This is a genomic window from Nitrospirillum goiasense (genome assembly GCF_034427435.1).
Classification (GTDB): Bacteria; Pseudomonadota; Alphaproteobacteria; order Azospirillales; family Azospirillaceae; genus Nitrospirillum.
Genome location: NZ_JAXQNP010000002.1, coordinates 2,207,158 through 2,226,493, shown reverse-complemented (window position 1 = coordinate 2,226,493; position 19,336 = coordinate 2,207,158). Strand labels below are relative to the sequence as shown.

At 66.9% G+C, this 19,336-nt stretch carries 17 protein-coding genes and 1 pseudogene; 12 read left to right on the top strand and 6 right to left on the bottom strand.

Annotated features, from left to right (window positions below; all coding sequences use genetic code 11):
- Window position 1 precedes the first annotated feature (1 nt).
- Window positions 2-853 (top strand): DNA repair protein RecO, encoded by an 852-nt coding sequence (recO, locus tag ULB03_RS12800; RefSeq protein ID WP_322483476.1) that lies wholly within the window; start codon window positions 2-4, stop codon window positions 851-853.
- Window positions 850-3,093 (top strand): DNA topoisomerase IV subunit A, encoded by a 2,244-nt coding sequence (gene parC / locus ULB03_RS12795; RefSeq protein ID WP_322483475.1) that lies wholly within the window; start codon window positions 850-852, stop codon window positions 3,091-3,093. Before recO ends, parC begins: the two co-directional genes overlap by 4 nt.
- A gap of 80 nt (window positions 3,094-3,173) precedes the next feature.
- Here the strand turns inward: parC and ULB03_RS12790 are convergent, their stop codons facing one another.
- The 4 genes from ULB03_RS12790 to ULB03_RS12775 form a co-directional block, all read right to left on the bottom strand.
- Window positions 3,174-5,696 carry a glycoside hydrolase family 9 protein gene (locus ULB03_RS12790; RefSeq protein ID WP_322483474.1) on the bottom strand — a complete coding sequence of 841 codons (2,523 nt, stop codon included), beginning with the start codon at window positions 5,694-5,696 and terminating at the stop codon, window positions 3,174-3,176.
- Window positions 5,697-5,965: 269 nt separating this feature from the next.
- Window positions 5,966-6,430, bottom strand: a complete 465-nt coding sequence (locus tag ULB03_RS12785; protein ID WP_322483473.1) for a hypothetical protein — start codon at window positions 6,428-6,430, stop codon at window positions 5,966-5,968.
- A gap of 221 nt (window positions 6,431-6,651) precedes the next feature.
- Window positions 6,652-7,386, bottom strand: coding sequence for an arginyltransferase (locus ULB03_RS12780; protein WP_145730330.1), 735 nt, complete (start codon window positions 7,384-7,386; stop codon window positions 6,652-6,654).
- A 164-nt stretch (window positions 7,387-7,550) separates the two neighbouring features.
- Window positions 7,551-8,693 (bottom strand): flagellar motor protein MotB, encoded by a 1,143-nt coding sequence (locus tag ULB03_RS12775; RefSeq protein ID WP_322483472.1) that lies wholly within the window; start codon window positions 8,691-8,693, stop codon window positions 7,551-7,553.
- A 201-nt stretch (window positions 8,694-8,894) separates the two neighbouring features.
- On the opposite strand from ULB03_RS12775, the gene ULB03_RS12770 reads away from it, so the two are divergent.
- The 3 genes from ULB03_RS12770 to ULB03_RS12760 are packed head-to-tail and all read left to right on the top strand — an operon-like array spanning window position 8,895 to window position 11,222.
- A complete protein-coding gene (locus tag ULB03_RS12770; RefSeq protein WP_322483471.1) occupies window positions 8,895-9,764 on the top strand; it encodes an alpha/beta fold hydrolase in 870 nt (289 codons plus the stop codon).
- 1 nt (window position 9,765) lies between these two features.
- Window positions 9,766-10,794, top strand: a complete 1,029-nt coding sequence (locus ULB03_RS12765; protein ID WP_322483470.1) for a YheT family hydrolase — start codon at window positions 9,766-9,768, stop codon at window positions 10,792-10,794.
- Window positions 10,795-10,832: 38 nt separating this feature from the next.
- A complete protein-coding gene (locus ULB03_RS12760) occupies window positions 10,833-11,222 on the top strand; it encodes a VOC family protein (RefSeq protein ID WP_322483469.1) in 390 nt (129 codons plus the stop codon).
- Between the two features lie 64 nt (window positions 11,223-11,286).
- On the opposite strand, the gene hemB is transcribed toward ULB03_RS12760, so the two are convergent.
- Window positions 11,287-12,309 (bottom strand): porphobilinogen synthase, encoded by a 1,023-nt coding sequence (gene hemB / locus ULB03_RS12755; protein WP_322483468.1) that lies wholly within the window; start codon window positions 12,307-12,309, stop codon window positions 11,287-11,289.
- Between the two features lie 280 nt (window positions 12,310-12,589).
- Between hemB and ULB03_RS12750 the strand changes: the two genes are divergently transcribed.
- The 3 genes from ULB03_RS12750 (at window position 12,590) to ULB03_RS12740 (ending at window position 14,686) form a co-directional block, all read left to right on the top strand.
- The gene (locus ULB03_RS12750; RefSeq protein ID WP_322483467.1) at window positions 12,590-13,693 is read left to right on the top strand and encodes an enoyl-CoA hydratase/isomerase family protein; all 1,104 of its coding nucleotides are present in this window, start codon (window positions 12,590-12,592) and stop codon (window positions 13,691-13,693) included.
- Window positions 13,694-13,969: 276 nt separating this feature from the next.
- Window positions 13,970-14,443 carry a MarR family winged helix-turn-helix transcriptional regulator gene (locus ULB03_RS12745; RefSeq protein WP_322483466.1) on the top strand — a complete coding sequence of 158 codons (474 nt, stop codon included), beginning with the start codon at window positions 13,970-13,972 and terminating at the stop codon, window positions 14,441-14,443.
- Between the two features lie 36 nt (window positions 14,444-14,479).
- A complete protein-coding gene (locus tag ULB03_RS12740) occupies window positions 14,480-14,686 on the top strand; it encodes a DUF6898 family protein (RefSeq protein ID WP_322483465.1) in 207 nt (68 codons plus the stop codon).
- A 96-nt stretch (window positions 14,687-14,782) separates the two neighbouring features.
- Here ULB03_RS12740 and ULB03_RS12735 read toward each other — a convergent pair whose 3' ends face one another.
- Window positions 14,783-15,226 (bottom strand): Ros/MucR family transcriptional regulator, encoded by a 444-nt coding sequence (locus ULB03_RS12735; RefSeq protein WP_145730312.1) that lies wholly within the window; start codon window positions 15,224-15,226, stop codon window positions 14,783-14,785.
- Between the two features lie 551 nt (window positions 15,227-15,777).
- Between ULB03_RS12735 and rpiB the strand changes: the two genes are divergently transcribed.
- The 4 genes and pseudogenes from rpiB to ribD all read left to right on the top strand — a co-directional run.
- A complete protein-coding gene (gene rpiB / locus ULB03_RS12730) occupies window positions 15,778-16,212 on the top strand; it encodes a ribose 5-phosphate isomerase B (RefSeq protein ID WP_322483464.1) in 435 nt (144 codons plus the stop codon).
- Window positions 16,213-16,286: 74 nt separating this feature from the next.
- The gene (gene glyA, locus ULB03_RS12725) at window positions 16,287-17,567 is read left to right on the top strand and encodes a serine hydroxymethyltransferase (protein ID WP_322483463.1); all 1,281 of its coding nucleotides are present in this window, start codon (window positions 16,287-16,289) and stop codon (window positions 17,565-17,567) included.
- A 60-nt stretch (window positions 17,568-17,627) separates the two neighbouring features.
- A complete protein-coding gene (nrdR, locus tag ULB03_RS12720; RefSeq protein WP_322483462.1) occupies window positions 17,628-18,089 on the top strand; it encodes a transcriptional regulator NrdR in 462 nt (153 codons plus the stop codon).
- Between the two features lie 77 nt (window positions 18,090-18,166).
- A pseudogene (gene ribD / locus ULB03_RS12715) lies at window positions 18,167-19,194 on the top strand (bifunctional diaminohydroxyphosphoribosylaminopyrimidine deaminase/5-amino-6-(5-phosphoribosylamino)uracil reductase RibD); the annotation flags it as partial.
- Window positions 19,195-19,336: the final 142 nt, after the last annotated feature.

Sequence of the window (19,336 nt, the reverse complement as noted above, 5' to 3'; positions counted from 1 at the left end):
CATGGAATGGACTGACGACGCCATCGTGCTTTCATCCCGCCCGTTCGGCGATACCGCCGCGCTGGTGGTGGCGTTGACGCGTGAGCATGGTCGGCACGCCGGCGTGCTGAACGGCGGCCAGTCCCAGCGGTATCGCGGCGTGCTGGAACCAGGCGCCCAGGTCGCCGTCCGTTGGCGCGCCCGCACCGCCGACCAACTGGGCACCTGGACGGTGGAGCCCGTGCGCTCCCCCGCCGGGCTGTACCTGGACGATCCCCTGCGCCTGGCGGCCATCGTGGCCGCCGCCGCCCTGATGGACGCCGTTCTGGCGGAGCGCGAGGCCCATCCCGGCCTGTACGACGCCACGCTGGCGCTGTTCCAGGCGCTGGACCTGGACATTTGGCCCGCCATCTACGTGCGGTGGGAGGTGGGATTGCTGGAGGAGGTGGGCTTCGGCCTGGACCTGACGCAGTGCGCCAGCACCGGCCAGCCCGTGGGCAACCCCAACGACCAACTGGCCTATGTCAGCCCCCGCACCGGACGCGCGGTTTCCCTGTCGGCGGGGGAGCCCTACCGTGACAAGCTGCTGCCCTTGCCGGGCTTCCTCATCGGCCTGGGATTCCAGGGCGGGGGCGAGGAGGACGTGGCCGCCGGCCTGCGCCTGACCGGCTATTTCCTGGAACGCCATGTCTTCGCCCAGCGCCATGCCGAGGTGCCACCGGCCCGCCAGCGCCTGGAGGAGCGTTACTTGCGCGCGCATGGCCTTCCCGCCCCGGCAGGCGGGGGGCGGAGCCGCAGGAACCCTAAGTTTCCAACCGGCTGCACCACGTCTGGCAATCGGCCCACCATATCTGGTAGTGTCCGGCCATCATGACCGATACTATTATCAAAATACAGCTGCGTAAGGCGCTAGAAGAGCGTTACCTGTCCTACGCCCTGTCGACCATCGTGTCGCGATCGCTGCCCGATGTGCGCGACGGGTTGAAGCCGGTGCACCGCCGCCTGCTGTTCGCCATGAGCCAGCTTAAGCTGGAACCCACCACCCCGCCCAAGAAGTCGGCGCGCGTGGTGGGTGACGTCATCGGCAAGTTCCACCCGCACGGCGACGCCTCGGTCTATGACGCGCTGGTGCGCCTGGCCCAGGACTTCGCCGCCCGCTATCCCCTGGTCCAGGGCCAGGGCAACTTCGGCAACATCGACGGCGATAACGCCGCCGCCATGCGATACACCGAGGCCCGCCTGACCGAGGTGGCCAAGGCCCTGCTGGATGGCATCGACGAGGACGCGGTCGACTTCCGCGCCACCTACGACGGCGACGGCGAGGAGCCGATGGTGCTGCCGTCGGCCTTCCCCAACCTGCTGGCCAACGGCTCGGCCGGCATTGCCGTGGGCATGGCGACCAGCATCCCGCCGCACAACGCCGGCGAGATTTGCGACGCCCTCAGCCTGATCATCGATCGCGAACTGCTGGTGCCGGAAGACCGCCGCCGGCCGGTGACGGTGGATGAGCTGGTCACCCTGATGCCCGGTCCCGACTTCCCCACCGGCGGCGTGCTGGTGGAAAGCCGGGACGCCGTGCGCGAGGCTTATCGCACCGGGCGCGGCGGCTTCCGCCTGCGCGCCAAGTGGGAAAGCGAGAAGCTGGCCCAGGGCACCTGGCAGATCATCGTCACCCAGATCCCCTACCAGGTGCAGAAGTCCCGCCTGGTGGAGAAGATCGCCGAACTCCTCATGGAGCGTAAGCTGCCCCTGCTGGAGGACGTGCGCGACAAGTCGGCGGAGGATGTGCGGCTGGTGCTGGTGCCCAAGAGCCGCAACGTCGACCCGGCGGTGCTGATGGAACAGCTGTTCCGCAACACCGATCTGGAAGTGAAGATTCCGCTGAACATGAACGTGCTGGACGCCGACCAGGTGCCGCGCGTCATGACCCTGCACGAGGTGCTGCGCGCCTACCTGGATCACCGCAACGTGGTCCTGGTGCGCCGGTCCCGCCACCGCCTGGCCAAGATCGACCACCGGCTGGAGGTGCTGGGCGGCTATCTCATCGCCTACCTGAACCTGGACGAGGTCATCCGCATCATCCGCGAGGAGGATGAGCCCAAGGCCGAGCTGATGCGCGCCTTCGGCCTGACCGACGTGCAGGCGGAAGCAATCCTGAACATGCGCCTGCGCAGCTTGCGCAAGCTGGAAGAGATGGAGATCCGCAAGGAGCATGACAGCCTGACGGCCGAGCGGACGGAACTGCTGTCCCTGCTGGACGACGACGGCAAGCGCTGGACGGCCATCGCCGCCGAGGTCGCCGCCACCAAGAAGCGCTTCGGCCAGGCGACCGAGCTGGGCGCCCGCCGCACCGCCGTGGGCGACGCCCCCACCGACGTGGTGGTGCCGGTCGAGGCCATGATCGAGCGTGAGTCCGTCACCGTCTTCCTGTCGGAGAAGGGCTGGATCCGCGCCGTGAAGGGCCACCTGCCGCCGGCCGAGACGGCGGAGGCCAAGTACAAGGAGGGCGATGCCGAGCGCTTCGTCCTGCATGCCGAGACCACGGACAAGCTGCTGGTGTTCTCCAGCACCGGCAAGTTCCACACCATCGGCGTGGACCGCCTGCCGCGCGGTCGCGGCTTTGGCGAGCCGGTGCGCCTGATGGTCGACCTGGGCGACGCCGACATCGTCACCCTGCTGCCCTACCGCCCAGGCAAGCGCCTGCTGGTGGCGTCCAGCGACGGCCGCGGCTTCCAGGTGGACGCGGACGAGGTGGTGGCGCAGACCCGTGCCGGCAAGCAGGTGCTGAACGTGGGCGATGGCGCCACGGCGCTGGCCTGCGTGCCGGTGGAGGGCGACACCATCGCCGTCATCGGCAACAACCGAAAACTGCTGGTCTTCGCCCTGGAGGAACTGCCCGTCATGGTGCGCGGCAAGGGCGTGGCCCTGCAGAAGTACAAGGACGCCAGCCTGTCCGACATCTGCGTGTTCGACGGCGCCAAGGGCTTGTCATGGAAGATGGGCGGGGTCGGCGACCGCACCCGGGTGGAAACCGACCTGTCGCCCTGGCGCGGCGCGCGCGGCACCCAGGGCAAGCTGCCGCCCAACGGCTTCCCGCGTAATAACCGCTTCTGATCCATCCTGGTCAGGTTCAAGGAACAACGCCGGAGTGGGGATCACTCCGGCGTTTTCATTTTGGGCGAGGCGATCAGGCGTCACTGCCCCTTGCTCACCATGATCCCGGCGTTGGCCGCCAGGATATAGGCGGTGATGGTGGCCACCGTGGATTCGTTCTCGAACCACAGGAAGGGCCACGCCACCTTCTGTTCCGGGAAGTCCGGCTTGATGACCAGGACGCCGGGCACCATGGCGCCGGGCACGGTGGAGTAATCCGCCCGGTTGTGGGTGTAGGCGATCATCTTGGACTCGGTGCCCACGGTGGACACCAGGGACAGGTTGGTCGCCGGGTGGCGGCCCAGGACATAGTCCAGGGCATCCAGGGTGTACTGGGTGCCGATGATGCCGGGGAAGGCCTTGTGCAGCAGGTACATGGTGGTGCCGAACCCCGCCACCTGGCTGCTGCCGGCCCAGGTGCCCATGGCCACGGGCACGCCGAAGGGCGTCTTGGCGGCCTCCGCATCGATGGTGGCCTTGGCCTCGATCACCGCCTGGGTCAGCTGGGCGCGATAGTCGGCGTCCATGTAGGGCAGGGCCAGCGTGGCGGCGCCCCCCAGCCAGGCGAAGTGGTGCTTGATGGCGGGCAGTAGGGCCTTGAGCTTGGTGGTGTACAGCGGATCGGCGCCCTTGGTTGTGATCACCAGGTCCACCGTCGCGGAAAAAGCGGCCATGTCGAGAATGTCGGCGGTGTTCCAATCCCCCCGTTCCGGCCGATCCATGCGGTCGCCCGGGTCCTGCTGGTTGGCCCACAGCACCTTGGCCGCGGCCAGGGCTTGCGCGGCGAGGTCGGGATCAATGCCGCCCAGCACGCGCGACGCGCCGGCCAGGGCGCCGGCCAGGTGGTAATCGTCCGCCGGCACGTCGGAGGTGAAGGCCCAGCGGTCGTCGGGCACGCCGGAATAGACGCCGTTGCTCTCGTTGGGGCCCAGCTTGGGATCATAGATCAGGCGATCGGTCTGGGAACCGGCGTCGCCCAGGTGGGTGTACTGCTTCAAGGTGGGGTCGATGATGCCGACGATGGCATGGCCGAACACCTTGTACTGCGCCAGCAATTGCAGGGTGCCGTGGCGGATCTGCTGCAGCACGTCGGGCACGCCGTCGGGCTTGCGGATTTCCACTTGGTGGGCTGCCTCGTCGATCGTGTCCTCATCCCATTCCAGGCCGAACAGCTCACGCGCCCACACCAGGTCGCGCACCACCCAGGCGTTGTCGGATGTCTGGATGTCGTAGTCGCCGGCGTCCTGCCAGCCGCCCACGTTCAGGCCGGGAATATGCTCTCCCGGCTTGAAGGGGGAGTCGAGGTGCGGCCCCATCTTGTAGCCATCGAAGTGGGTGATGTTGGGCGCGGCCTGGCGGGCGTCGTCCATATGCGACAGGCCCTGCCAGGCGCGGTACTGCTCCTTCACCGCCATATGGTCCATCTGCTCCGCCAGATAGGTGTCGAGCGAGGGCTGCCAGATGCGGTCATAGGCGTCGGGCGCGATGCGGAACGGGTTAAACAGATGCCCGGCGTAGGAGATGGCGTAAATGCCGGGTGTGCGCACGCCGGAGAAATCGAAGGTGGCGTAGTCATAGCGCAGCCACCGGCCCCAGGGCTTGAGGGTGCCCTTCAGCGCCACGGTCCGGCTGCCGTCGGCACCCAGGCGCACCAGTTGGATGTCCTTCGGCGCCTTCATGTGCGGGTCCAGCTCCACGGTCGCGACCTTGGCGCGGTCGGGGGTGTAGCCCGCCTGGTTGAAGGCGACGACCGGATCGCGCACCCAGTTCTTGATGACGTTGGGATGGACGTGCCAGACGATGGCGTCCGTGGTCTTGCCCGCCGGGATCAGGGCGCGGACCACGAACCAGCCGTTCTGCGCCCGGTTGCGGGCGTCGTACAGCGACAGCGGCGCCGTGTCGGAGGTGATGGCCACCCGCGTCAGCGGATCTTCCGGCGACAGCACGAGGGAGGAGCCGCCCGACGCCAGGGGCAGCGGATCGCCCGAACCGTCCTTGGCCATGGGACCACTGGGGCTGCGCGGGAACAGGCCCGTCGCGTCACCCCCGGTGCCGTTGCCCAGCGCGTAGGTCTTGCCGAAATAGCTGGTGGGCAGGAAATCCAGGCTGAAGGCCGCCTTGCCGACATACTCGGCCGGCAGCGGCTGGTCCATGTTCACCGCGACGCGGAAGCCCGTGCCCTCCGGCGTGATGACCAGGCGGTAGCTGAAGCCCTGGTCGGGGAAGCGGCTGTACACCGTCAGTTGGTCGGGCCCGGGACCGCGCTCGCGTTTCACGAAGGCGGGGACGGGGTCCCACTGTTCCGGCGTGGGATTGAGGCGTACGGCGCCATCGGTGGCGATGCGTTCCCCATGCAGGATGATCTGGATACCGGCATTCTTTTCATCGCGGAACACCGGATGGAAATGCATCTGGTCGACGATGACGCTGAGGCCCTGCATCTCCAGCGTCTCATCGGGACTGACGGTCAGCCCGGCAGGCGGGGCCGGTGGTGCCGCGGCAAGGCAGGATTGGGTGAGCCAAGGCTGAATAGCCAAGGCGGCGGCAAACCAGATGGCCCGCATGGTTGTCCCTCCCGTTAGCGCTAACATTATCATGTTAACGGTATCATTTTGCCTCACTGTGCGGCAAAGCGGGGAAGGACACAAGCCTGTCTGATGGGGGCATGGGCCGGAAGAGGGGGAGGATGGCGCCAGGGGCGGACTGGGCGATCTCGAGTGCGATCGTTTCAGATGGACTCATCTGAAGCGTGAATCGCACGACGGAACAAAAGCTTAGAGTTTTTCTGACGTTTCAACGGAAGTCAGAAAAACTCTAACCGGCCAGCGGCCGGTCAGCGGGCGCGGACCGTGATGGTGAGGGTATCGCTGTAGAAGCCGCCCTGGCGGACGACCTGGCGCGGCAGCGTCAGCAGGATGCTGCCGGTGCGCATTTCCGTCTGCGGGTCCAGGCGGTTGATGACCTGCGGCTCGCTCAAGGGGCGGCCATCCACCTGGTCATAGGAAATGGTGTAGGGGATCTTGTTGCCGTTGGCATCGACCAAGGCGCCGCCGTTGTTGGACGACAGAACCACGGTGTAGCCGGAGGACTCGTTGCAGTGCTCCCCCAGGTCGCCCAGCATGACGCTGCCGCCGCCATCGGCGGCCAGGGTGGCGTCACCCGTCGACACGGAAACGAAGCAGTTGGATTCCACGACCCCCTTCACGGCGATATTCAGCGCCATCGCCGGCTTCATCGCCAGCAACGCCAGAACCACAGCCAGGAACGCAGGGCGGATGAAACCGCTGACCGCACGCATGGAACGAACGCATCCCTTTCCCAGTGAAGACCGTGCGCCCGCCGTCGTGACGGACGCTCTGAAGCACTTCGCAATACAGCAATAAATGTGCCGTTAATTTGAGGCTGTTTTCGCGCGGGCGACTCGCCCGGTACGGCGGCGGCCTTGCCAAATGAAAGGCAGCATTTGCGTTTTGCAACGGGCTTTCGATGGCTCAGTCGGCGGAGGACGGCAGAAACTACTCAGGTAGCGGGCCCGAGGGGAACCCAGCCGTCACGGCCCAAAGCCTCCAGCGGCTGGAAGCGGCGCTTATAGTCCATCTTGCGGCTGCCCTCGATCCAATAGCCGAGATAGACGTGGGGCAATCCTTCCTGCCGCGCTTGCTCCACCAGCGACAGGATCAGCCGGGTGCCCAGGCTGCGGTCCGGCAGGTCGGGATTGTAGAAGCTGTAGACGGCGGAGAATCCGTCATCCAGCCGGTCCGTCAGGATGGCGCCCATCAGCGCGCCGCCAGCATCGCGCAGGGTGTACAGGCGGCTGTCCACCTGGCCCTCCTCGATCATGGCGGCGTAGTCGGTCATGCCCATGCGGCTCATGTCGCTGTCGCTATGGCGGGCCGCCTGATAGCTGGCGAAAACCTGGAACTGTTCCGCCGTGGCGCTGGCAGGCTGGACACCCGGCACCAGGTCGGCGTTGGCGCGCAGGATGCGGCGCATGGTGCGGTTGGGGCTGAAGCCCGCCACGGGAATACGCACGGGGACGCAGGCGGCGCACCCGGCACAGACGGGGCGGTAGACGATGTCGTGACTGCGGCGGAAGCCGGCGCGGGACAGGGCGGAGTTCACGCCGCTGGCCTGTTGCCCCACCAACCGGGTGAACAGCTTGCGCTCCATGCGCCCCGGCAGGTAGGGGCAGGGCATGGGACCGGAGCGGTAGAACTGCTGCAACGGCCGGGAATGGGGTGGGATGACCGACATCCGCGCCTTTCTTGGACGACTAGGGTGCCACGGGAAACGGGAACAGCTGAAGGCCAACAGAACAACAATACCTGATGACGCGTACCGATGAACTTTACCGGGAGATGTAGGGCCATGCCAATGGCATTCCCTTTCGGGGTAAGCGCTCTTTCATGGGTTCCACCTCACCGTCCGCCGCCTCCGGGGCGGCTGCTGATCGAGGGGGGCGGGGGCTGTACCGGCGTGCCGGCGGGGGTTGTCGGCATCCCGTCCGGCGTCCGCGCGGCCCCCGGCTTGGTGGCGATGTCGCCCAGCGGGTGTTCGCGCAGCACGGTGATGCTGATGCGGCGGTTGCGCGGCGACTTGGGATCATCCGGGAACAGCGGGTCGCGGTCGGACAGCCCCACCACGGAGGCGATGCGGTCCTCCGACACGCCGGCGGCGGCGAGGGCGCGGCGGGTGGCGTTGGCGCGGTCGGATGACAGCTCCCAGTTGCCGTAGGAGCCGGAGCCGTTGGCGAAGGGGGTGTTGTCGGTGTGCCCGGTGATGGACACCTTGTTGGGCAGCTTGGCCACGGCCTGGGCCACCAGGGACAGCAGTTGCGCCGTCTGGGAATTCATCTTGGCGCTGCCCGACGGGAACATGGAATAACCGTCCTGGTCCACTAGGTTCAGCCGCTCCCCCTCCGGCGTGCGCTGCATGATGACGTTCTGCTGCAGGTCTTTCAGTTCCGGCACCTGCTGGATGGCCTGGCGGACCTCTTTCTCGATTTCCTTGAACTGCTGGTCCTCGTGCTGCGCCAGGGCCTGCTTCAGCTCCTGCTCATCCACCTTGCCGTCGCCGTTCTGGTCCATGTCCAGCCGGCCGTCGCCCGACTTGCTGCCATCGCTGCGCCCGCCGTTGTTGTCGGTGGTGCCGCTGGTCTTGTCGTCCTTGCCGTCGGGCTTGCCCTGGGCCTCGTCCGTCGCATCCTCGACCGACTGGAAGGCGTTGGCCGCCTGGGGGCGGGAGGGCAAGGGCACCGCCACGGAGGTGGGGGAGCTGTTGTTCATGGCGGCGCCGTTGACCGTGATGGTCTTGCCGCCCAGCACGCCGCCAGCACCGCTTTCCTGCTTGGACGGGGTCGCCGGGCTGAAATAGTCGGCCAGGCCCAGCTTCTGCTCCGCCGTGGTCACGCTCAACAGCCACAGCAGCAGGAAGAAGGCCATCATGGCGGTGACGAAGTCGGCATAGGCCACCTTCCAGGCGCCGCCGTGGTGCCCGTCGCCGCCCTTGTTCACCTTCTTGATAATGATGGGCGCCTTCTCGTCGCCACCCGCGCTGGCCAAGCCGGTATCCCCTTATGCTTAAACCCATGGAGCCCCAGTCTAACCGGTGGCAGGCCCGGCGCGACAGATCCAAATGGCCGCCACGCGTCCGGAACAAATGGTCGCGGGCGCCATATGGTCATGTCGGTAGGGTTGGCCAAGGGTGGGCTTTCCCCAAGGGTGGGCTTTCCTGGCACCGGCCCCCATGGTATCGCTTTAACCATGGCGACCATGACCGAACATACCCTGCGGGGGCTTTCCGCCCTGGGCTTCCACCGCCTGGCCTACACGCAGTGGCTGCCGGACGGCCATCCCGTGGGGGCGGGCGGACGCACCATCGTCTGCTGCCATGGCCTGACCCGCAACGGCCGTGACTTCGACGTGCTGGCGGCGGATCTGGCCGACAGCCTGGGGGCCCGCGTGGTTTGCCCGGACGTCGTCGGCCGGGGCAAGAGCGGCAGGCTGGCCAACCCGGATCTCTATGGCTATCCCCAGTACCTCGCCGACATGGCGGCGCTGATCGCCCGCCTGGATGTGGAGTCGCTGGACTGGGTCGGCACCTCCATGGGCGGGCTGATCGGCATGATCCTGGCGGCGCAGGGCGACAGCCCCATCACCCGCCTGGTGGTGAACGATGTCGGGCCCCTGGTGCCCAAGGCGGCGCTGGAGCGCATCGCCACTTATGTCGGCACCAGCCCGACCTTCCACTCGGTGGAGGAGGTGCAGCGTTATCTGAGTCTGGTCTACGCCCCCTTTGGTGACCTGACGGACGCGCAGTGGCGGCATCTGGCCGACCATGGCTACTGGACGCGGGCCGACGGCACCTTGGGCCTGGCCTACGACACCGGCATCGCCCGCGCCTTCCAGACGCAACCCATCACCGATGTCGACCTGTGGCCGGTGTGGGGCATGATCCGCTGTCCCGTGCTGGCGATTCGCGGCCTGCAATCCGACCTGCTGACGGCGGAGATCGCCCAGGCGATGACCCAGCGCGGCCCCAAGGCCACGCTGTACGAGGTGGCGGACGCCGGCCATGCCCCGGCGTTGATGGACCCGGCGCAACGGACGGCCGTGCGCGATTTCCTGCGCTAAGGTGGCTCTCCCGCCCTTACCCCCTGGCTATCCGCTGTTCCGCCCCCGCCCGCCCTGGTGGGGGCCGGACCTTCAGACCCTGCGCAACACCCTGCGCCGTCCCTGGCATCCCCTGCCGGCGGGGCAGGTCCTGGAATTCCCCATGGATGACGGCAGCGGTGACCGCCTGGCCGGCACGCTGCACCGGCCGGCCATCCCAGTGCCGCCCCGCCCCCTGGTGGTGCTGATCCATGGGCTGGCGGGATCGGAGGAAAGCCCCTATGTCCGCGCCGCCGCCGGCGCCGCGCTGTCCCGTGGCCATGCGGTCCTGCGCCTGAACCTGCGTGGCGCCGGACCCTTCGTCGGCCGGACGCGCCAGCGGTATCACGCCGGCCGCACCGCCGACGTTCGTGCCGTCCTGGCCCACTTGGCGGCGGACATGCCAGACGTGATGGTGGCCGGTGTCGTGGTGGTGGGCTATTCCCTGGCCGGGAACATGGTGCTGAAGCTGATGGGCGAGGGGGAGGCGCTACCGCCCCTGGTGCGGGGTGCCGTGGCGGTGTCCGCCCCCATCGACCTGTCCGCCACCTCCCGCCGTTTCCTGAAACCGCGCAACCGTCCCTACCACCTGTGGCTGCTGCGGCAGATGAAGGCGGAGACGCTGGCCACGCCGGCGGAGGCCGGAAGTGCGGAAGCCGGCCGCCAGGCGGCCGTGCGCCGCGCCCGCACCATCTACGCGTTTGACAACGACTACGTGGCGCCGGCCAACGGATGGCGGGACGCGGAGGAATACTACCGCGTCAACAGCGCCCGGCGCTTCCTGCCCGCCATCACCCGTCCCACCCTGGTGATCCACGCCCTGGATGATCCCTGGATCGCGCCGGAGCCTTATTTGGATTTCGACTGGGCGGCGCATCCGGCGGTGCTGCCCCTGATCGTGACCAAAGGGGGGCACGTCGGATTCCATGCGGCGCGGGAGAATCGGGACGCTATTTTAGGTGGTGGATGGCTCGATCGATGCCTGGTGCGTTTTCTGGAAACGCTGGCATGATAGGGACGCCATAATAAACATTGGGGAGGGTCATTCCCGTGCTGGACCACATTGGCATTTCCGTCGCCGACTTCGCGACCTCCACCGCCTTTTATGATCACGCCCTGGCCCCCTTGGGCATCAGCCGCCTGATGAACATCACCGAGGAGATGACCGGCGCCGGCGCCCATGCCGGCTACGGCAGCGAGGGTAAACCCTACTTCTGGATTGGCACCGGGCGCCGGTTGCAGGGCGGCGCCCTGCACATCTGCTTCGCGGCGGAGGACCGCAAGACGGTCGATGCCTTCCACGCCGCGGCACTGGCCGCCGGCGGGCGGGACAACGGCGCGCCGGGCCTGCGTCCGCACTATCATCCCAATTACTACGGGGCCTTCATCCTGGACCCGGACGGCCATAACATCGAGGCCGTCTGCCACGACCCGGAATGAGCGAAGGGCGCGGGCTGGACGCGCGTCCGACCCGCGCCCCGCCCTTCTCAGCAGGTGGTCCCGGTCAGTGCCCGGCCCGCAGCAGGCGGGCGGCGTCCACGGCGCCATAGGTCAGGATGGCGTCGGCGCCCGCGCGCCGGAAGGCCAGCAGGGTTTCCAGCAGCGACTTCTCGTAATCCATCCAGCCGTTCTGGGCGGCCGCCTTCATCATGGCGAACTCACCACTGACCTGATAGGCGAAGGTGGGGACGCCGAATTCCGCCTTCACCCGGTGCACGATGTCCAGGTAGGGCAGGCCGGGCTTCACCATCACCATGTCGGCGCCTTCCTCCAGGTCCAACTGCACCTCGCGCAGGGCCTCGTTGGTGTTGGCCGAGTCCATCTGGTAGGTGCGCTTGTCACCCTTCAGCAGGCCGCCGGTCTTCACCGCGTCGCGGAAGGGGCCATAGAAGGCGGAAGCGTACTTGGCGGCGTAGGCGCAGATGCGGGTCAGCTCATGCCCGCTCTCGTCCAGGGCGTCGCGGATGGCGCCGACGCGGCCATCCATCATGTCGGACGGGGCGATGATGTCGCAGCCCGCCGCCGCCTGCACCAGCGACTGCTGCACCAGCACGGCCACGGTCTCGTCGTTCAGGATGCGGCCATCGGTGACGATGCCGTCATGGCCATGACTGGTGTAGGGGTCCAACGCTACGTCGCCCAGGGTGCCGATATCCGGCACCTCGCGCTTGATGGCGCGCAGGGCCCGGCACATCAGGTTGTCAGGGTTGGTCGCCTCGCTGCCCATGGGGTCCTTCTGGTCCGCGGGCAGACAGGGGAACAGGGCCACGCAGGGGATGCCCAGGTCGCGCGCCTCGGCCACCGCCGGCAGCAGCAGGTCGATGCTGAGCCGCTCCACCCCCGGCATGGAGGCCACGGGCTCACGGCAGTTCTCACCCTCGACCACGAAGACCGGCCAGATCAGGTCGTCCACCGACAGCCTGGTTTCCGCCACCAGCCGGCGCGTCCAGGCGTCGACGCGGTTGCGGCGCGGCCGTTGGCGGGGATCGCCGCCGAAACGGCGGGGCAGGGAGGCATGATCAACCATGGAAGGGCTCCAAGTCCTTGGGACGTTTGGGAATGACGTGGGGTATGGATCCGGTGCCGGGAATGCTACGCCCCGGCCCGCCACCTCTCAAGGCCGGGAACGGTCCGGCGCGCCCGCCCCGGTCAACGCTGCCCTGCCGGGAAGGCCCTGCTGGAGGGCCCCGCCGGGAAGGAGGACGCCTGTCGGGCTGGCATTGGCCGCCGCACCTCCCTATGATCGCCGCCAATCAACCGGCACCCCCCAGGGTGATCCGCCTTACAAGAAGTCAGGGGATGAGGGAATGAACGAGACCGTGGATCAGCCTCATGTCATCTGCACCGTGCGCGGCGCCATTGGCCATGTGCTGCTGAATCGGCCCAAGGCGCTGAACGCCCTCACCCTGGACATGATCCGCGTCATTGATCCGCAGTTGGCCGCCTGGGCCAAGGACCCGGCCATCAAGGCGGTGGTTATCCAGGGGGCGGGCGACCGCGCCTTTTGCGCCGGTGGTGACGTCCGGGCGGTCTGGGACAGCGGCAAGGCCTGGCAGCGCGGGGAGGGGGACGGTGCCGTCGCCCGCGACTTCTTCCGGGAGGAATACCGGCTGAACCGCCGCATCAAGCGCTTCCCCAAGCCCTACATCGCCGTGCTGGACGGCATCACCATGGGGGGCGGCGTGGGGCTGTCGGTGCACGGCAGCCACCGGGTGACGACGGAGAAGACCCTGCTGGCCATGCCTGAGACGGGAATCGGCCTGTTCCCCGATGTGGGCGGCGGCTATTTTCTGTCCCGCCTGCCCGGGGAGCTGGGCACCTATTTGGCCCTGACCGGCGCCCGGCTGGGGGCCGCCGATGCCGCCTACACCGGGATCGCCACCCATCATGTTCCGTCCAGCCTGGTGGAAACGGTGGTGGAGGAATTGGCCGCCGCCAGCTACGGCGACCACCCTGGGGCCACGGTCGACGCCATCCTTGGCCGCCACGCCGCTTTCCCCGGCGAGGCACCGCTGGCGGTGCACACCCCCTCCATCGACCGCAGCTTCAACGCGGCCACGGTGGAGGAGATCCTGGCCTGCCTCTGTGATGAGACGCAGGGATTCGATGACGCGTGGGCCGCGGCGACGGTGAAGACCTTGTCGCAGATGTCCCCCACCAGCCTGAAGGTGACGCTGGCGCAACTACGCCGGGGCGTGGCGATGGAGATCGAGGACGTGCTGGTCATGGAATACCGCATGACGCAGGCGGTGATGGCCGGGCGGGATTTTTACGAGGGGATCCGGGCCCAGCTGGTGGACAAGGACCGCCAGCCGAAATGGCAGCCGGCCACGCTCGACCAAGTTTCCGAGTCTGAGGTGGAACGCCACTTCCAGGTGCCTGTCTCGGGAGATCTCACCTTTGCCGATTGACGTACGCCGAAGCGATAGGTGAGGGTGGTGACACCTCGTTGTATCCATACATAAGAAATATCTCGACAAATGGTTGAGTGGACTATCCATTAGGGGTAGGTGGAGCCGGTGGCGGTGACAAATTCTGAGATTTTCTTACATTATCGGGTCGATTGCCCGCAGGCGATGCGTTAAAGTCTTGCGCGTTCAATGGAATCTACGTGTCCGTCATGATTCCTGTTGATTTATTTGCCGTCGAACACTCTATGTCGCCGGTTTCGTGTGAAGGAGAGGGCTTTGAAGCAACCTTACTACGACAGCATCCTGTTGATCGAAAGGCTGCATCGGCACTTTCTGGAAGTGCTCAAGGTCGAGCTGGACCGGCAGGGCGTGCAGGACATCAACAACGTCCAGAGCTTGATTCTTTATAATATCGGCGAAGATGAGCTGACGGTGGGGGAGCTGACCGCCCGTGGCTACTACCTCGGGTCGAATGTCTCCTATAACGTCAAGAAGATGCATGAGAATGGGTATCTGACGCAGGAGCGGTCGGCCCATGACCGCCGTTCCGTGCGCGTGCGCCTTTCCGGCAAGGGCATCGCCCTGCGGGACAAGATCAACACCTTGTTCGAGCGGCAGGTCGGCGCGTTGGGCGAGGCGGGGCTCTCCGCCGACGAATTGACCAAGGCCAATGACCTCATGCGCAAGCTTGAGCGCTTCTGGACTTCCACCCTCGACTACACCAACTATCCGGCCAGCTCAGCCGCCTAACCCAGCGCGGCGCTTACCTCAGGTGGATGGCGGGTGATGGCCGGGGACGGCGAAGTCTATGTCGAATACCACCGGATCGGCCAGATCGTGAAGGCCACGGCCATCGACGCCCAGACGGGCGTCGAGGTTTCGATTCAGGGGCCCGCCAGCTTGCCACGGGCGCATCTCGCGCGGGTGGCCGTCGCCAAGTTGAAGTACGTCCTGGCCAAAAGGCGCAGCAAACCCCGCGGCATCCTTGCATGATTGCCAATATAAAAGCCGCCGGCCCTTAAGGCGCGGCGGCTTTTATAGTGATCCATCGGGCCCAGCCAAAGATGGCTGGGCCGCTGAACCGTAATCTTAGGAGGCGCGACGGCGGGGCTGATCGGACGGGGCCTTGCCCAGACCGATCTTCTTCGCGAACTCCGACCGCTGGGCGGCATAGTTCGGGGCCACCATCGGATAGTCGGCCGGCAGACCCCACTTGGCGCGGTATTCGTCGGGGGTCATGTTGTAAGTGGAGCGCAGATGCCGCTTCAGCATCTTCAGCTTCTTACCATCTTCCAAGCAAACGATGTATTCCGGGGTGACCGACTTGCGGACGGGCACGGCGGGACGCTGCGGCTCGGGCTGGGCTTCGACCTGCGGCGTGTCGAGGCCGGCAAGCGAGCTATAGACCGTGCTGATGATCTCGGGGATCTGCTGGGCCGGAAGGGCATTTTTGCCAACATAGGCAGAAACGATTTCCGACGTCATCCGGAGAAGTTGAGACGCGCGCAGATCGCCGTCCTGTTGTTCAATCATTTCAACTGCCTTGACACATTGGAACGAAGTGGGTGTACCCCTCGCACAGTCATAATGTCATGTCAATGTTAATTCGAGTTATCCTGTCGATGTGGGGCTGGTCTTTCTAGCCTTCGCCAAGTGTTGGTCCGTGTTGTCTTGGATGGGGATAGTTGCGGCCCATGCCCTTGATTGTGACGTGCGTCACATGTCGACAATTTTAGACGGATTGTGGGCTTCACGGTTGAGTTGCTGCATTGGCGGGCTATTGCGGGCCAAAGTGGCTCTACTGCACGTTGCCAACAGCGAAGCTCGGCAGCTGCTCATCCACGGGTTACACGCGGTCGCGGCTCGGTTGCAGGTCGGCGTGGCGGGCATATCCTGGCTGCGCCGCCAGCGGATCCCGGAACTGGTGCCGGCGGGGCGCATCTGGTAGTGTCCACACGATTTTTAGCCCCCACTTCTTGTGGCGCCGCCGGTCGCGGGCCATTGAGTCCAGGGGGATGGCGCCGAAGGGGCGGGCCGTGCGGGCGCGCCCCCGGTCGCGCGTTCGCAAAAACGGGTTGGGCCCCATGACCGCCAAGACGTTCGCCATCGCTTCCGATCACGCCGGCACCGAGTTGAAGGCCGCGCTGAAGGCGCTGCTGGAAGAGCAGGGCGTTGCCGTCCTGGACCTGGGCACCAACGGTCCCGCCAGCGTCGACTATCCCAATTTCGCCGATGCCGTCGCGGCCGCCCTGGCCGATGGCCGGGCCGAGGCCGGCGTGCTGATCTGCGGCACCGGCATCGGCATCAGCATCGCCGCCAACCGGCACCGCCACGTTCGCGCGGCGCTGTGCCACGACATCACCACCGCCCGGCTGTGCCGCCAGCACAACGACGCCAATGTCCTGGTGCTGGGCGCCCGCATCGTCGGGGCGGAGGTGGCGCGCGATTGCACCTTGGCTTTCCTGTCCACGCCGTACGAAGGGGGACGTCACGCCCGGCGCGTTGCCATGCTGGGCTGAGGGCGCTTTTCCCGGGACCGGCGCCCCGGCGCGGGTCCAGACGACGCGGATCCGCATCACAGAGGGTTGTCAGAATGGCTTTTACTCAAAGCGCCGGCTTTTTCAGCGATACGCTCGCGGCGGCCGATCCCGATCTTGCCCGCGTCCTCGGTGAGGAACTGCACCGCCAGCAGGACCAGATCGAGCTGATCGCGTCGGAGAACATCGTCTCCCGCGCCGTGCTGGAGGCCCAGGGCTCCGTCCTGACCAACAAGTACGCCGAAGGCTATCCGTCCAAGCGCTACTACGGCGGCTGCGAGTATGTCGACGTGGCCGAACAGTTGGCCATCGACCGCGCCAAGGCGCTGTTCGGCTGCGCCTACGCCAACGTCCAGCCGCATTCCGGCGCGCAGGCCAACCAGGCGGTGTTCCTGGCCCTGCTGAAGCCGGGCGACACCTTCATGGGCATGGACCTGACCCATGGCGGCCACCTGACCCACGGCTCCGCCGCCAACCAGTCCGGCAAGTGGTTCAACGTCGTCAGCTATGGCGTGCGCCCGGATGACCACCGCATCGACTACGACGCGATGGAGGCCAAGGCCCGCGAGCACAAGCCCAAGCTGATCATCGCCGGCGCCTCCGCCTACCCGCGTGAGATCGACTTCGCCCGCTTCCGCGCCATCGCGGACGAGATCGGCGCCTATCTGATGGTGGACATGGCCCATTATGCGGGCCTGGTCGCCGCCGGCGTCTATCCCAGCCCGCTGCCGCACGCCCACATCGTCACCACCACCACGCACAAGACCCTGCGCGGTCCGCGTGGCGGCATGATCCTGTCCAACGACCTGGACCTGGGCAAGAAGATCAATTCGGCCGTGTTCCCCGGCCTGCAGGGCGGCCCGCTGATGCACGTCATCGCCGCGAAGGCCGTGGCCTTCGGTGAGGCGCTGAAGCCGGAGTTTAAGGAATACGCCGCCCAGGTGAAGGCCAACGCCCAGGTGCTGGCCGATGTGCTGATCAAGGGTGGCCTTGACATCGTGTCCGGCGGCACCGACAGCCACATCGTCCTGGTCGACCTGCGCCCCAAGAAGCTGACCGGCCGCGACGCCGAGGTCAGCCTGGAACACGCCGGCATGACCTGCAACAAGAACGGCGTGCCCTTCGACCCGGAAAAGCCGATGGTGACCTCCGGTGTCCGCCTGGGCACCCCGGCCGCGACCACGCGCGGCTTCGGCACCGAGGAGTTCCGCCAGGTCGGCGAAATGATCATCGAGGTGCTGGACGCGCTGGCCAAGTCCAACGGCGACAATTCGGCCGCCGAGGCGCGGGTGCGGGAAAAGGTTCAGGCGCTCTGCCGCCGCTTCCCGATTTACTGACACCCGGTTTACCGAAACAAGGCCGGTTAAACGGCCTCATAAGGAGGGGGAACAGGAGTAATGCGCTGCCCGTTTTGTGGTAACGACGATACCCAGGTGAAGGATTCCCGGCCTACCGAGGATAACTCCGCCATCCGCCGCCGCCGCTTCTGCCCCTCCTGCGGCGCGCGGTTCACGACGTTCGAGCGCGTGCAATTGCGCGAGCTGACCGTGGTGAAGGCGACCGGGCAGCGCGAACCCTTCGACCGTGAGAAAGTCTTGCGGTCGATGCGGGTCGCCTTGCGCAAGCGTCCGGTGGATGCCGACCGCATCGACCGGGTGGTCAATTCCATCGTTCGTCAGCTTGAGTTGTCCGGTGAGACGGAAATCCCGTCGAAGCAGATCGGCAGCATGGTGATGGACACGCTGGCCCAGTTGGACCAGATCGCCTACATCCGCTATGCCTCGGTTTATAAGGACTTCCGCGAGGTGGCCGATTTCAACGAGTTCGTCGGTCATCTTAAGGCCGATCCTGAAGCCTGACGGCAGTAGGCGCGTGCAAGGCGGGGCTTGAACCAGCCCCGCCTGACGGCCCATCCTGGTCAAAGAGGAGAGGCCGCATGACCCATACCCCTTTCACCGCCGACGATGTCGCGCACATGCGCGCCGCCCTGTCCCTGGCGTCGCGCGGACTGGGGCGTTGCTGGCCCAACCCCGCCGTGGGCTGCGTCATCGTCCGCGACGGTTGTGTCGTCGGCCGGGGCTGGACCCAACCCGGTGGCCGGCCGCATGCCGAGACGGTGGCCCTGGCCCAGGCCGCCGGCGCCGCCGAGGGCGCCACGGCCTATGTCACCCTGGAACCCTGCAGCCATGTCGGCAAGACGCCGCCCTGCGCCGATGCCCTGGTGGCCGCCGGCGTGGCGCGGGTGGTCGTCGCCATCGGCGATCCCGACCCCCGCGTCTCCGGCCGGGGCATCGCCCGCCTGCGGGCCGCGGGAATCACCGTGGACCTCGGTTTGCTTGAGGAGGAAGCGGGGCTGGTGACGGAGGGCTTCCTGCGGCGCGTCATCGAGGGGCGCCCCCTGGTGACGCTGAAGCTGGCCACCACGCTGGACGGCCGCATCGCCACCAAGGCGCATGAAAGCCAATGGATCACCGGTCCCGTCGCGCGCTCCTGGGGGCATGGCCTGCGCGCCACCCATGACGCCATCATGGTGGGTATCGGCACGGCCTTGGCCGACGACCCGGAACTGACCTGCCGCCTGCCGGGGCTGGAGGACCGCTCCCCCATCCGTATCGTGGTCGACAGCCGCCTGCGCCTGCCGTTGACCAGCCGGCTGGTGCGCGACGCCCGGCGCGTGCCGGTCTGGGTGGCGACCCTGGCGGGGGGCGACGCCCGCCGCCGCCGCGCCTATCAGGACTGCGGCGTGGAGGTCATCGAGATCCAACCGGATGCCGTCGGGGTCATGCCCTTGGGCACCGTGATGGCGGCGCTGGGCGGGCGGGGCCTGACCCGGGTGCTGGTGGAGGGGGGGCGCAACTGGCGGCCTCCCTGTTCAAGGAGGATCTGGTCGACCGGCTGGAATGGTATCGCGCGGCCAAGGTCATTGGCGGCGACGGCCTGTCTGCGGCGCAGGGCTTCGGCCTGGAACGGCTGGACGCCGCCCCGCGCTTCACCTGCGTGGATGTGCGCGCCGCCGGCGATGACAAGGCGGAGAGCTATCGCCGCATCGGGTGACCGGCCTGCGGTCAGGCGTAGGAAAAGTCCGCATTTTCCACTCGCCAGCCGC

Excerpts from the sequence above, each read along its gene's own strand:
- ULB03_RS12790 (WP_322483474.1), bottom strand. The coding sequence starts at position 5,696 with ATGCGGGCCATCTGGTTTGCCGCCGCCTTGGCTATTCAGCCTTGGCTC.
- ULB03_RS12735 (WP_145730312.1), bottom strand. The coding sequence starts at position 15,226 with ATGATTGAACAACAGGACGGCGATCTGCGCGCGTCTCAACTTCTCCGG.
- ULB03_RS12770 (WP_322483471.1), top strand. The coding sequence starts at position 8,895 with ATGGCGACCATGACCGAACATACCCTGCGGGGGCTTTCCGCCCTGGGC.
- parC (WP_322483475.1), top strand. The coding sequence starts at position 850 with ATGACCGATACTATTATCAAAATACAGCTGCGTAAGGCGCTAGAAGAG.
- hemB (WP_322483468.1), bottom strand. The coding sequence starts at position 12,309 with ATGGTTGATCATGCCTCCCTGCCCCGCCGTTTCGGCGGCGATCCCCGC.
- nrdR (WP_322483462.1), top strand. The coding sequence starts at position 17,628 with ATGCGCTGCCCGTTTTGTGGTAACGACGATACCCAGGTGAAGGATTCC.
- rpiB (WP_322483464.1), top strand. The coding sequence starts at position 15,778 with ATGACCGCCAAGACGTTCGCCATCGCTTCCGATCACGCCGGCACCGAG.
- ULB03_RS12780 (WP_145730330.1), bottom strand. The coding sequence starts at position 7,386 with ATGTCGGTCATCCCACCCCATTCCCGGCCGTTGCAGCAGTTCTACCGC.
- recO (WP_322483476.1), top strand. The coding sequence starts at position 2 with ATGGAATGGACTGACGACGCCATCGTGCTTTCATCCCGCCCGTTCGGC.
- ULB03_RS12750 (WP_322483467.1), top strand. The coding sequence starts at position 12,590 with ATGAACGAGACCGTGGATCAGCCTCATGTCATCTGCACCGTGCGCGGC.
- glyA (WP_322483463.1), top strand. The coding sequence starts at position 16,287 with ATGGCTTTTACTCAAAGCGCCGGCTTTTTCAGCGATACGCTCGCGGCG.
- ULB03_RS12785 (WP_322483473.1), bottom strand. The coding sequence starts at position 6,430 with ATGCGTGCGGTCAGCGGTTTCATCCGCCCTGCGTTCCTGGCTGTGGTT.
- ULB03_RS12740 (WP_322483465.1), top strand. The coding sequence starts at position 14,480 with ATGGCCGGGGACGGCGAAGTCTATGTCGAATACCACCGGATCGGCCAG.